Origin of the sequence: Streptomyces filamentosus (assembly GCF_014654895.1) — a bacterium.
GTDB classification, from domain to species: domain Bacteria; phylum Actinomycetota; class Actinomycetes; order Streptomycetales; family Streptomycetaceae; genus Streptomyces; species Streptomyces filamentosus.
Map to the genome: position 1 here is coordinate 594,702 of NZ_BNBE01000001.1, position 13,235 is coordinate 607,936.

6 protein-coding genes are annotated in these 13,235 nt (G+C 70.5%); 3 read left to right on the forward strand and 3 right to left on the reverse strand.

Annotated elements, in window-relative coordinates; all coding sequences use genetic code 11:
• Positions 1-37 precede the first annotated feature (37 nt).
• A complete protein-coding gene (gene acnA / locus IE326_RS02675) occupies positions 38-2,752 on the reverse strand; it encodes an aconitate hydratase AcnA (RefSeq protein WP_150235873.1) in 2,715 nt (904 codons plus the stop codon).
• 414 nt (positions 2,753-3,166) lie between these two features.
• On the opposite strand from acnA, the gene IE326_RS02680 reads away from it, so the two are divergent.
• The 3 genes from IE326_RS02680 (at position 3,167) to IE326_RS02690 (ending at position 6,554) form a co-directional block, all read left to right on the forward strand.
• Positions 3,167-4,357 (forward strand): hypothetical protein, encoded by a 1,191-nt coding sequence (locus IE326_RS02680; RefSeq protein ID WP_190040718.1) that lies wholly within the window; start codon positions 3,167-3,169, stop codon positions 4,355-4,357.
• 208 nt (positions 4,358-4,565) lie between these two features.
• The gene (locus tag IE326_RS02685) at positions 4,566-4,928 is read left to right on the forward strand and encodes a VOC family protein (protein WP_150235876.1); all 363 of its coding nucleotides are present in this window, start codon (positions 4,566-4,568) and stop codon (positions 4,926-4,928) included.
• A gap of 96 nt (positions 4,929-5,024) precedes the next feature.
• Positions 5,025-6,554 carry a helix-turn-helix domain-containing protein gene (locus IE326_RS02690; RefSeq protein ID WP_150235878.1) on the forward strand — a complete coding sequence of 510 codons (1,530 nt, stop codon included), beginning with the start codon at positions 5,025-5,027 and terminating at the stop codon, positions 6,552-6,554.
• Between the two features lie 228 nt (positions 6,555-6,782).
• Here IE326_RS02690 and IE326_RS02695 read toward each other — a convergent pair whose 3' ends face one another.
• Both IE326_RS02695 and IE326_RS02700 read right to left on the reverse strand, forming a co-directional pair.
• Positions 6,783-10,037, reverse strand: coding sequence for a GH32 C-terminal domain-containing protein (locus IE326_RS02695; protein WP_190040719.1), 3,255 nt, complete (start codon positions 10,035-10,037; stop codon positions 6,783-6,785).
• 194 nt (positions 10,038-10,231) lie between these two features.
• On the reverse strand, positions 10,232-13,168 hold the full coding sequence (locus IE326_RS02700; RefSeq protein WP_190040720.1) for a GH32 C-terminal domain-containing protein: 2,937 nt from the start codon (positions 13,166-13,168) through the stop codon (positions 10,232-10,234).
• Positions 13,169-13,235: the final 67 nt, after the last annotated feature.

A 13,235-nucleotide genomic window follows, 5' to 3' on the forward strand; every position in this document is an offset into this window, starting at 1 on the left:
ACGAGGAGCGGGGCCCTTCCCGCTTGCCGCCCGACCCTTAGCCGCGGATCAGGTTGCGCAGCACGTACTGCATGATGCCGCCGTTGCGGTAGTAGTCCGCCTCGCCGGGGGTGTCGATGCGGACGACCGCGTCGAACTCGACACCGGTGTCGGTGGTGACCTTCACCGTGCTGGGGGTGGTGCCCTCGTTCAGCTCGGTGATGCCGGCGATGGAGAAGGTCTCCTCACCGGTCAGGCCCAGCGAGTCGGCCGACTGGCCGGCCGGGAACTGGAGCGGGAGGACGCCCATGCCGATGAGGTTCGAGCGGTGGATGCGCTCGTACGACTCGGTGATGACGGCCTTGACGCCGAGGAGCGCGGTGCCCTTGGCGGCCCAGTCGCGGGACGAGCCGGAGCCGTACTCCTTGCCGCCCAGGATGACCAGCGGGGTGCCGGCGGCCTGGTAGTTCTGCGAGGCGTCGTAGATGAAGGAGACCGGGCCGCCCTCCTGCGTGAAGTCACGCGTGAAGCCGCCCTCGGTGCCCGGCGCGATCTGGTTGCGCAGGCGGATGTTGGCGAAGGTGCCGCGGATCATGACCTCGTGGTTGCCACGGCGCGAGCCGTAGGAGTTGAAGTCACGACGCTCCACACCGTGCTCGGTGAGGTACTTGCCGGCCGGGGTGTCGGCCTTGATGGCGCCGGCCGGGGAGATGTGGTCGGTGGTGACCGAGTCGCCGAGCTTCGCGAGCACGCGGGCGCCCGTGATGTCGGTGACCGGGGTGGTCTCCATCGTCATGCCCTCGAAGTACGGGGGCTTGCGGACGTAGGTCGACTCGGCGTCCCACTCGAAGGTGTTGCCGGTCGGGATCGACAGCGACTGCCACTGGGCGTCGCCGGCGAAGACGTCCTGGTAGGACTTGGCGAACATGTCCTCGCCGATCGCGTTGGCGACGACGTCGTTCACCTCGGCCTCGGAGGGCCAGATGTCCTTGAGGAAGACCGGGTTGCCCTCGGTGTCGGTGCCCAGCGCGTCCTTGGTGATGTCCACCTTCATGGAGCCCGCGATGGCGTACGCGACGACCAGCGGCGGGGAGGCCAGGTAGTTCATCTTGACGTCGGGGTTGATGCGGCCCTCGAAGTTGCGGTTGCCCGAGAGGACCGAGGTCACGGCCAGGTCGTGCTCGTTGACCGCCTTGGAGACCTCCTCCGGCAGCGGGCCGGAGTTGCCGATGCAGGTGGTGCAGCCGTAGCCGACGAGGTTGAAGCCGACCTTGTCGAGGTACGGGGTGAGGCCCGCCTTGTCGAAGTAGTCGGTGACGACCTTCGAGCCCGGGGCGAGGGTGGTCTTGACCCACGGCTTGCGGGTCAGGCCCTTCTCCACGGCCTTCTTCGCGACGAGCGCGGCGGCGACCATGACGTACGGGTTCGACGTGTTGGTGCAGGAGGTGATGGCCGCGACCGTCACCGCACCGTGGTCGAGGGTGTAGGTCGTGCCGTCGGGGGCGGTCACCTCGACCGGGTTCGACGGGACCGTGCTGGAGACGGCCGGGGCGTCGGAGGCCGGGAAGGACTCCTGGCCCGCCTCGTCGACCGAGTCGACGTAGTTGCGCACGTCCTGGGCGAACTGCTCGGCGGCGTTCGCGAGGATGATGCGGTCCTGCGGGCGCTTCGGGCCGGCGATCGACGGGACGACCGTGGAGAGGTCGAGCTCCAGCTTCTCGGAGAAGTCGGGCTCGGCCTTCGGGTCCAGCCAGAGGCCCTGCTCCTTGGCGTACGCCTCGACGAGCGCGACCTGCTGCTCGGAGCGGCCGGTGAGCTTGAGGTAGTTCAGGGTCTCGTCGTCGATCGGGAAGACCGCGGCGGTGGAGCCGAACTCCGGCGACATGTTGCCGATGGTGGCGCGGTTCGCGAGCGAGGTGGCGGCGACGCCCTCGCCGTAGAACTCGACGAACTTGCCGACGACGCCGTGCTTGCGCAGCATCTCGGTGATGGTGAGCACCAGGTCGGTGGCGGTGGTGCCGGTGGGCAGCTCGCCGGTCAGCTTGAAGCCGACGACGCGCGGGATCAGCATGGAGACCGGCTGGCCGAGCATGGCGGCCTCGGCCTCGATGCCGCCGACGCCCCAGCCGAGCACACCGAGGCCGTTGACCATGGTGGTGTGGGAGTCGGTGCCGACGAGGGTGTCGGGGTACGCCTGTCCGTTGCGGACCATGACCGTGCGGGCCAGGTGCTCGATGTTCACCTGGTGGACGATGCCGGTGCCCGGGGGGACGACCTTGAAGTCGTCGAAGGCGGTCTGGCCCCAGCGCAGGAACTGGTAGCGCTCCTTGTTGCGGCCGTACTCCAGCTCGACGTTCTGCGCGAAGGCGTCGTTGGTGCCGAACTTGTCCGCGATGACGGAGTGGTCGATGACCATCTCGGCCGGGGAGAGCGGGTTGATCTTCGCCGGGTCGCCGCCGAGCGCCGCGACGGCCTCGCGCATGGTGGCGAGGTCGACGACGCAGGGGACACCGGTGAAGTCCTGCATGATCACGCGCGCCGGCGTGAACTGGATCTCCTGGCTCGGCTGGGCCTGGGAGTCCCAGCCGCCGAGCGCCCGGATGTGGTCGGCGGTGATGTTCGCGCCGTCCTCGGTGCGGAGCAGGTTCTCCAGGAGGACCTTCAGGCTGTAAGGGAGGCGCGCGGAGCCCTCGACCTTGTCCAGCTTGAAGATCTCGTACGACTCGTCGCCCACGCGCAGCGTGCTGCGGGCGTCGAAGCTGTTCGCCGACACGACAGTCTCCTTCATCAATGTGCGCGTACTACCGTCATGCTGCCGCCACGGCATCTCGCCGATCCGCTAAGGTAAGGCTAAGTTAGGTAACCCTTACCGAGGGGGCGGCCGCAGTGCGCCGTCAGCAGTTATCTCGATGTCGAGATAACTCTAGTGCATCCTCGGCCGTCGGTCATGCCCGGGCGGGCCGCGATCTCGCGTGGCGGCCCCTCCGCGCCCGGTCCCGCGATCGCGGCCGGCAGCGGCCGACAGCGCCTGCCCGGGCCCGCCCGGTCCCGGACGGGCTTCCCGCGTCCGGGGCCGGCCGGTCGGCCACCTCCGGACCGGGGCGATCGGCCACCTCCCGGCCAGAACGGCGAGGTCTCCACGAACCGGCGGGCCCCGGGAGTGGCGGCCGCCCTTACGATCACCCGCATGACCGACGGCGTGGTGGGGGCGATCCGGGGCCTGTTCCGAGGGCGCGGACGTGCGGAGGAGACGGACCGGGCGGACCGGGCGGAGGCCGACCTCGCCCGGGTCGACGCGGAGATCACGGCGTTCGGGGAGGCGCTCGCAGCACACCCCTTCGTACCGGACCACGACGTGCACGAGCCCGCCCTGCTCGACGACTACCGGCGGGCGCTGGACGCGTACGAGCGGGCCAAGCGGGACTTCGTCGGCGACCGGGACCTGCGGGACGCCGCCGACGTGCTGCGCGCCCTCGACGCGGGCCGGCACGCCCTGGCCTGCCTGGACGCGGCCCTCGACGGCCGCCCCCGGCCGCACCGCCTCCCCCTCTGCTTCTTCGATCCCCGCCATGGACGCGCCGCCGAAGAGGTGCGGTGGGCGCCCGCCGGCGGCACGGTCCGGACCGTCGCCGTGTGCGCGGCCGACGCCGTACGGCTCATGGAGGGCCGGGCGCCGATCGAGAGCGGGCTGCGGGAGCCGGAACGCCCGGCCGCTCCGGCTCCCCGGAGCCGTACGAGCACCCCTCCCGTCCCCCGCACGCCGCCGGCCCCCGAGGCGTACGAGGCGTGGCCGGCGCACACCGGGGAGCGGCAGCGGCGGGAGGGCCGGGGCGGGGCGGAGATCCTGCTCCACCGCACCGGCGCGAACGAGCCGGCGGTGCTCGTCGTCCACCTGGAGCGGCCCGAGGGCTCCTGGGTGGAACTGGACGGCCCGCCCGGTGAGGGGCGGCCCCGGCAGCCCCTCACCCACGCCTCCGTGCTGACCAGGGCCGTCGTCCCGGTCCCGGCGGACGGACAGCCCGGGATCCGCCTCCGGATGCACACCGGGAAGAGGTGGCGGGCCTGGCTGCACCCGGTCGACGCGCTCCCCTCCCTGGACCCCCTGTTCCTGGACGACGGGCTCTCGTCGGCCGGTTCGTACGTCCTGCGGCATCCCGGCGGCCGGGAGCGGTTCCGGGTCACCCAGCATTCCGGTTCCGCCTTCGCGCTCCACCTCCTGCGTCCCGACTTCCGCCCCGGGGAGGCGCTGTGCGAGGGGGAGGGCGCCTTCACCCGCACGGTGGTCACGCCGAGGAAGCCGGGCCTGCTGTACGTGCGGTCGCGCGGCACGTGGACGCTGACGCCGGCCGGCGGGCCGGGGAAAAGGGCGGCGGGCTGAGAACCGGAGGAGCCGTCGGGCCGCCGCACGCCGCCGCCCACAACGGCTCCGGCTCCGCCACTCATACCCACACCGGCACCGGCTCCGCCACCGCCACCGGCTCCAGCCCCACCACCACCGTCGCCGCCGGCTCCCGCTCCGGCTCCGCGGGACTCCGTTCGGGCGCGCCCGCGTTGCCCGGGGCTCCGGACCGGCGGAGGCTCGGAGCATGTTCAGCGGCGCGCACATCACCCTCTACAGCCGGGACGCGGAGGCCGACCGGGCCTTCCTCAGGGACGTCGCCGGCTTCCCGTACGTGGACGCGGGGCGGGGGTGGCTGGTGTTCCGGCTGCCGCCCGCGGAGGTCGCGGTCCACCCGGCCCCCGAGGAGGGCTCCACGCGGCCGGAGGTCTACCTGACGTGCGAGGACCTCACCCGTACCCTCACCGCGCTGGAGGACAGGGGCGCGGAGATCTCACGGGCCATCACCGAGGAGCGCTGGGGGCTGCTGGCGGCGGTACGGCTGCCGAGCGGCACGGAAATCCCCCTCTACGAGCCGCGACACCCCACGGCCTTCGACCTCCCCCAGTAGACCGAATCGGTCATATATCCTCATAAGTAACGACACGTCACCCGAATGCCGCACCCCGGTGATCGACTCATCTCATATCTGAGATAACGTGACGCCATGGCAGACGACTACCTCGTACGCATCGGCAAGCTCATCCGTGACGCACGGCAGCACCGCGGCTGGACCCAGACGCAGCTCGCCGAAGCCCTGGCCACCAGCCAGAGCGCCGTCAACCGGATCGAGCGCGGCAACCAGAACATCAGCCTTGAGATGATCGCCCGCATCGGCGAGGCCCTCGACAGCGAGATCGTCTCCCTCGGCTATGCCGGCCCGATGCACCTCCGCGTCGTCGGCCGCCGCCGCCTCTCCGGCTCCATCGACGTCAAGACCAGCAAGAACGCCTGCGTCGCCCTCCTCTGCGGCTCCCTCCTCAACAAGGGCCGCACCGTGCTGCGCCGCGTCGCCCGCATCGAGGAGGTCTTCCGCCTCCTGGAGGTCCTCAACTCCATCGGCGTCCGCACCCGCTGGATCAACGACGGCGTGGACCTGGAGATCGTGCCGCCGGCCGAGCTGGACATGGAGGCCATCGACGCCGAGGCCGCCATCCGCACCCGCTCCATCATCATGTTCCTCGGTCCGCTGCTGCACCGCATGGACCGCTTCAAGCTGCCGTACGCCGGCGGCTGCGACCTCGGTACGCGCACGATCGAGCCGCACATGATCGCGCTGCGCCGCTTCGGCCTCGACATCACCGCGACCGACAACCTCTACCACGCCCAGGTCGAGCGCTCGGTCGCCCCGGACCGCCCGATCGTGCTGACCGAGCGCGGCGACACCGTGACCGAGAACGCGCTGCTCGCCGCCGCCCGCCACGACGGCGTCACCGTCATCCGCAACGCCTCCTCCAACTACATGGTCCAGGACCTGTGCTTCTTCCTGGAGGCCCTCGGCGTCCGGGTCGACGGCATCGGCTCCACCACCCTGACGGTGCACGGCGTCCCGGAGATCGACACCGACGTCGACTACTCCCCCTCCGAGGACCCGGTCGAGGCCATGAGCCTCCTCGCCGCCGCCGTCGTCACCGAGTCCGAGCTGACCATCCGCCGGGTGCCGATCGAGTTCCTGGAGATCGAGCTCGCCGTCCTGGAGGAGATGGGCCTCGACCACGACCGCTCCGCCGAGTACGCCGCCGACAACGGCCGCACCCGCCTGATCGACCTCACGGTCCGCCCCTCCAAGCTGGAGGCGCCGATCGACAAGATCCACCCGATGCCCTTCCCGGGCCTCAACATCGACAACGTCCCCTTCTTCGCGGCCATCGCGGCCACCGCCCAGGGCCAGACCCTCATCCACGACTGGGTCTACGACAACCGCGCCATCTACCTCACCGACCTCAACCGCCTCGGCGGCCGCCTCCAGCTCCTCGACCCCCACCGCGTCCTGGTCGAGGGCCCCACCCGCTGGCGCGCCGCCGAGATGATGTGCCCGCCCGCCCTCCGCCCCGCCGTCGTCGTCCTCCTCGCGATGATGGCCGCCGAAGGCACCTCCGTCCTCCGCAACGTCTACGTCATCAACCGCGGCTACGAGGACCTGGCCGAGCGCCTGAACTCGGTGGGCGCGCAGATCGAGATCTTCCGGGACATTTGAAAGATCGTCAGGTAATAGCCATCGAAGCCCCTCTGACCTGCGACAATGCACACCACAGGAGGTGTGGCGACGCTTCGTGGGACTTCTCTGGGACTTTGCGCCCACGCCGTACACGCCCGCGAACAGCGTAACCAGGCGATGCGCCGGCCCGGCCCGCGGCGAGACCGCGGACCGGGCCGGCAGGGGCGTGGGCGTTGCTGCCCGGGGCCGTCGAACAGCGTGGCTGGGTCAGTCGGTCATGTTGCCCATCTTCCAGACGGTCATGGACTTGACGGTGCTGCCGTCGCCGAAGAGGCGCAGGCCGAGGGAGTCCTGGCGGAAGGGGTAGGCGCGGGTGGTGATGGACTTGTGGTCGTTCGCGTACGCCTCGATCATCGAGCGGTCGACGAAGACGTCGAGGGTCAGAGTGTTGTTGGTGAGGGTCAGCGGACCCTTGTGGATGCCGAAGCCGGGTTCGGCGCTGGAGTTGTTCCCGGAGCGTGTCCGGTCGACGCCCAGCTGTCCTGCGGGGGCGTCGTAGAACAGGCGGGTCCGTTCCTCGTCGCCGGGGCTGCGGAGCACGTCGAGGCCGAACGTGCCGGCGCTGCCGCGTTCCATGGTCAGCTTGATGTGGAGCATGTCTCCCTTGATGCCGGCCAGGCGGTTGTTGGCGTCGGCGAGGGAGGTGGGGGTGGTGATGTCCAGGAGCGGTGCTCCGGTGTGGAGGCGGGAGACCTCCTCGACGGGGCGGAAGCCGAGGTCTCCGTCGGGGCGCATGGACAGCTCGATGGGCAGGCCGGCGTTGTGGGCCCAGCCGGCGTCGTAGTGGGCACGTTCGGTGCGTCGGTCCTGGGCGATGCTGAAGACGAGGGAGCGTCCCTTGTCGTCCACCGTTCCGCTGGGGCCGGTGAAGTGGTCGCCGTAGTCCATGAGCTTGGGCTCGGTGGTGTCGGGGGTCCAGCGGCGGTTCGCGGCGTCCCAGGTGCCGACCCAGTAGTAGACGTACTTGCTGCTGTACTCGCCGGGGCCGGCGGGGAAGGCCGGGTTGATGAGCAGGGCCCGGCGCTCGCGGCCCTGGGCGTCCTTGCCGATGGGCAGGAAGGTGGGCAGCTCCCAGACCTGTCCAGTCTTGGGGTGGGCTGCCACGTCACCGACCATGAGGGGGCCGGAGTAGGTCCAGTCGGTGAGGTTCTTGGAGGTGTAGAGGAGGGCGGTTCCGCCGATGTCCTTGCCGTCGGTGCTCTGGACGCCCGAGCCCATCAGCTGGAACCAGGTGTCTCCCTCCTGCCAGACGAAGGGGTCGCGGAAGTCACCGAAGCGGACCTTGCGGCCGGCGCCGACGTTCAGGTCGGCGGTCTGGCTGGTGACGAGGGTGGGGTCCATCTTCCACTCGACCAGGTCGGTGTCGGCCGGGTCGACGGGGCGGGCGAGACCGGTGGCCTGGTTGGGGCGCTGCGCGTCGTTGCCGGCCGTGAACAGCAGGACGGGCACACCGTTCTCGTCGTAGGCGGCATCGCCGGACCAGACCCCGTCGGGCGCCACGCTGTCCTCGGTGGGCGCGAGGGCGACGGGCAGGTCGCGCCAGTGGACCAGGTCCTCGCTCACGGTGTGTCCCCAGGCGATGTTGTGCCAGTAGGGGCCGTGGGAGTTGAACTGGTAGAAGAGGTGATACTTGCCCTTGTACTGGATGGGGGCGTGGGGTTCGTTCATCCAGTGGTTCGGGGCGGTGAAGTGGTAGCCGGGACGGTAGCGGTCCCCGTCGTACCGGGAGCGGTCCATCTCCATCTGAGCCTTGGGAGTGGTACCGCCCGCGAAGGACTGCACGTCCTTCTGGTGGCCGGCCGTGACCGAGGCCGGGGTGAGGGCGCTGTTGTGGACCTTCACCTCGTCGATGAGGCCGTTGAACATGTTCACGGCGAACGTGCCATTGATGATGGCCGGCTGGTTGTGACGGCCGATGATCAGGGGGACGTCGGCCTTGGCCAGCCGCGCGGTGGTGGGGACGGCGGTCTGGGCGACCTGCTCACCGTTGAGGAAGAGCCTGATCGCTCCCTCGTTCGGAGCGAAGACGGCGGACAGGTGCGCCCACTTGCCCGCGGCCAGGGCCGCCGGCTTGGGGACCGTCACCTCGTACCAGGCGTCGCCTGTTCCGATGCCGAACTGCCACCTGCCGTGTCGGCCGACACCGAGGGAGAAGCCCCGCTTGGCCGCCTTGTCCTGCTGGTTGACGACGACGGACGGCTTGCCGTCGTCTCCCCACTCGAACGCACGCGGCGCGACCCATGCCTCAAGGGTCAGGCCGTCCGTGGACAGCTGCGTCTGATCCGCGGCCCGGGTGACCCAGGTGGAGTAGCCGTCGAACAGCAGGGCGCCGGAGAGCACACCGTCAGCTTCGTTCTTCGGGCGCCAGAGCGGGTCGCTGTTCGGCTTGTACTGCGCGTTGGTGAAGACATAGCTGATGGGGTCGGCGGCCTGGCTGACCTTCTCCCGGGTGGTGGTGCCCTGGCCTTCGGTGAAGTCCCAGTGGGCGGCGAGTCCCTTCACGGTCGGGTTGGGTGCGGGGTCGGTGCCGACGCGGATGTCGTCGAGGTTGATGTGGCCCCAGCCGCCGGTGGCCTTGTCCACGAGGGTGACGCGCAGTTGCTTGCCGAGGTGCTCGCGTGCGTCCCAGGTAACGCGGCGGTACGACTCGTTGTCGGCGCCGGTGGCCTTGTGCAGGACGGTTCCGTCGAGGGTGGTCAGGGCGGCGTAGAGGTCGTTGTCGTTGCGTCCGCCGGAGACCAAGACGCTGACCATGCCGGTACCGGTGAGCGTGAACGGCTCCGACGTCACCGTCCCGGTGAGGGCGTCGCTGCCGGCGGCGAAGCCCCACAGGTGTCGGGTGCCAGCATGGTTGAAGCAGCAGCCCCAGCCCCAGCCGGTCTTGTCGGTGACGGCCGCGTTGAACGCGGTGCCGGTGGTGGTCCAGCCCTTGAGGTCGCCGGTCTCGAAGCCGGGGTTCGACAGGGTGGTCACAGCGGGTGCGGGGTCGGTGCCGACGCGGACGTCGTCGAGGTTGATGTGGCCCCAGCCGCCAGTGGCCTTGTCGACGAGGGTGATGCGCAGTTGCTTGCCGAGGTGCTCGCGTGCGTCCCAGGTGACGCGGCGGTACGACTCGTTGTCGGCGCCGGTGGCCTTGTGCAGGACAGTTCCGTCGAGGGTGGTCAGGGCGGCGTAGAGGTCGTTGTCGTTGCGTCCGCCGGAGACCAGGACGCTGACCATGCCAGTGCCGGTGAGCGTGAACGGCTCCGACGTCACCGTCCCGGTGGCGGCGTCACCGCCCGCGCCGAATCCCCACAGGTGGTAGGAGCCCTGCTGGTTGAAGCAGCAGCCCCAGCCCCAGCCCGGGTCGTCGGTGACCGCCCCGGTGAAGGCGGTGCCGGTGGTGGTCCAGCCGCTGAGGTCGCCGGTCTCGAAGCCGGGGTTCGACAGGCTGGTTTCGGTCGCGCTGGCGGACTGCGTCATCACAGGCGATGTCAGACCCAGACATATCGCGAGCGCGAGCAGCAGGCGCTGCAAACTGCGGCTGGTCGCCGTTCTCGATGGAGCACGGGTTCGCATACGAATCTCCGTCGGTGTGGGGTTGGGTTGATCGGGCGGGGTGAACGCCGGCCCTGGGCGCGGTACGGCCCCGGGCTGACGCGTGTAGGGGGTGGGGGTCAGGGGCGCCGGACGGGGACGTTGACGTCGGCGACGTTGATGTGGCCCCAGCCGCCGTCGGCCTGGTCGACGACCTCGATGTAGATCCGGTCGCCGACGTGGGCGGAGAGGTCGAAGACGACTCGGCGGTACTGCTCGGTGCTCCGGCCGGTGGTCTTGGCCAGCACCTTTCCGTCGCTGGCGCGGACGGCGGCCGCGTAGAGCCGGTCGGGGTCGTTGCCGCCGGACACGAGCAGGTCGATCACGCCGTCTCCGCCGAGGACCACGGTGGCGGAGCGCAGGACACCGGTGGCGCCGTCGCCGCCTCCGGCAGGGTTGAAGCCCCACAGGTGGTGGCCGGTCGGGTCGGCTTCGGTCTCGGCCTGGTAGAAGGGGCCGCCCCAGCCCCAGTCGGTGCGGGTGGTGACGTTGGCGTCGCTGAAGGTCGTGCCGGAGACGATGGTCCATCCGGTGAGGTCGCCGGTGGCGAAGTCGTGGTTGGGCAATGCGTCGACGTCTGCCGGGCGCGGCGGGTCGTACGCGGCGGGTGCGGCCGGGGTGTCGTAGGCGCCGTTCATGCGCCAGACGTCCAGGGACACGACGCGCGCCGACCCGCCGTCGGCGGCCAGCCGCAGGCCGGTGGCGTCCTCGCGGGTGGGATAGATACGGCTGGTGATGCTGTTGGTGCCGTTGACGTACGCCTCCAGCATCGAGCGGTCGAGCAGGACCCTCAGGGTGAGGCGTCCGCCGTCGAGTTCCACGCTGCCGCCGTGGACGCCCTTGCGGACGTCCGGGTCGAGGCTGGAGCGGCCGCGGTCGATCAGGAAGCGGCGCTCGTCCGTGTCGTAGGTCAGCAGGGTCTCTTCGGTGCCGTCGGCGCAGGCCCGGACCGCCAGGGTGATCGTCTGCGCGCCGCGCGGCTCGATGACGGCGTGGATGTCCAGCAGGTCGCCGGAGACAGCGGCGAGCCGCCGGTTCACTTCCGCCACCGAGGTGTGCCGGACGCGGGCCAGTCGCGTGCCCCGCAGACCGGCGGCCTCGGCGATCGGCTCGACGCCGAGGGTGCCGTCCTGGCGCAGGGAGACGGACACGGGCATGCCGGCGTTGTGCGCCCAGCCGGACTGGGCGTGCTGCTGCTCGGTACGGCGGTCCTGGGTGATGCTGAAGACCACGGACCGGCCGTCGGGGGTGACGAAGCCGGACGGGCCGGTGAAGTGCTCGCCGAAGTCGAACTCGCGGGGCTTTTCGTGGTCGGGGACGAAGCGGTGCTCGCGCTTGTCGAAGGTGCCGATCCAGTAGTACGTGTGCTTGACGGCGTTCGGGTTGAACCCCTCCCACCACGGACAGATCAGCAGGATGTGCTTGCCGGTGCGCCGGCCGCGGGGACCGGGGAGCGGAAGGAGCACCGGCAGCTCCCACACCTCACCGGGCTCGGGCACCTTGGCGAGGTCGTTCCAGTGCAGCGGGCCCCTGTAGGTCCACGGGCCCTCGGGCCGGCGTGCGGTGTAGAGGAGAGCGGTTCCGCCGTGCTTGCGGGTGACCTGGGCGCCGTCGTAGTCGACGATGCCGCTGCCGACGAGCTGGTACCAGAGGCCGTCCTCTTCCCAGACGAACGGGTCGCGGAAGTTCTCCGCCCACGCGGTTCCCGGACCGGCCGGCAGGTTCGCCGGGGCTTCGGTGACCGGCTCGGAGCGCATCGTCCAGGTGGGCAGGTCGGTGTCGCCGTCCGTCTGGTAGGTGGAGACGGCGATGCCGGTGCGCTGGCGGTAGGGCAGCCGGTCGTCGCCGCCGGTGAAGAAGAGGACCGGGCCGCGGTCGCCGTCGACGCAGGCGGATCCCGACCAGATGCCGTCAGGGCCGGCGGAGTCCGCGGCGGGGGCCAGGGCGATGGGGAGGTCGCGCCAGTGGACCATGTCGGTGCTGACGGCGTGGCCCCAGTGGATCTGTCCCCAGAACGGTCCGAGCGGGTCGTGCTGGTAGAAGATGTGGTACTTGCCCTTGAAGTAGACCGGGGCGTGCGGCTCGTTCATCCAGTGCCAGGGCGGCAGCATGTGGAACTGGGGGCGGTGCCGGTCGCCGTCGAAACGGGACCGGTGGTGGGTCAGGTCCGGGCGAGGCACGCGGTGACCGGGCAGCGCGGCGATCTTCTCGGCGTGCTCGCGCTGCGCCGTCGCGTCGTCCAGGGCGCCGGGGCGGATGGCGAGGCTGTCCATCAGGCCCATGTACATGTTGGCGTGGAACTCGCCGTTGAGCAGGGTCGGACGGTTGTGCTTCCCGATGAGCAAGGGCTCACCCGGCGCGGGCTCGGGGGCCTTGTCGGGGGTGACGGTGGTACCGATCAGGCGGCCGTCGAGGTAGAGGCGCAGCTGGTGGGCGGCAGGATCGTAGGTGGCCGCGACGTGGCTCCACCGGCCCTTGGCGGCCGGCCGGCCCGGATCCCCCTTGACCTCGACCAGATCGGTGCCGAAGCCCAGCTGGAAGACGATCTGCCCGAAACGCCGCAGGCCGAGCAGGAAGCCCGTCCTCGCACCCGGGTCGTGCTGGTTGACCAACGCCTGGGGCTTGCCGTCGATGCCGTGCTCGTAGGCGTAGGGGGCGATCCATACGTCGATGGTCATGCCTCCGGCGAGGTGGAGCTTGCCGGGTCCTTCGGCGGTCACGTAGGTCGAGTAGCCGTCGAAGTACAGGGCCCGGCCTTGCACGCCACGGCGGCGTACGGGGTCGCTGTCGGGCTTGTACCGGGCGTCGTTGAAGACGTAGTCCACCGGGGCGGCCGATCCGGAGACCGCCTCGCGGGCGACCGCGCCGGACCGTTCGTCGAAGTCCCAGCGGGCGGTGGGCTTTTGGGGACCTTCGGGCCGGCCGCCGGTGGCGGCGAAAGCGGGTGCGAACGAGAGCGGCACGACGGCACCGCCGACGGCGGCGGATACGACCCTGAGGGCGGTTCTTCTCCTCATGCTGCCTCCTGGGCTGCGTGACAGACGGCGACCTGACGGCCTGCCAATTCGATTTAGGTGATGGGTC

Bases quoted from the DNA above. Each gene is read 5' to 3' on its own strand.
- IE326_RS02695 (WP_190040719.1), bottom strand. From the start codon at position 10,037: ATGACGCAGTCCGCCAGCGCGACCGAAACCAGCCTGTCGAACCCCGGC.
- IE326_RS02680 (WP_190040718.1), top strand. From the start codon at position 3,167: ATGACCGACGGCGTGGTGGGGGCGATCCGGGGCCTGTTCCGAGGGCGC.
- IE326_RS02700 (WP_190040720.1), bottom strand. From the start codon at position 13,168: ATGAGGAGAAGAACCGCCCTCAGGGTCGTATCCGCCGCCGTCGGCGGT.
- IE326_RS02685 (WP_150235876.1), top strand. From the start codon at position 4,566: ATGTTCAGCGGCGCGCACATCACCCTCTACAGCCGGGACGCGGAGGCC.
- IE326_RS02690 (WP_150235878.1), top strand. From the start codon at position 5,025: ATGGCAGACGACTACCTCGTACGCATCGGCAAGCTCATCCGTGACGCA.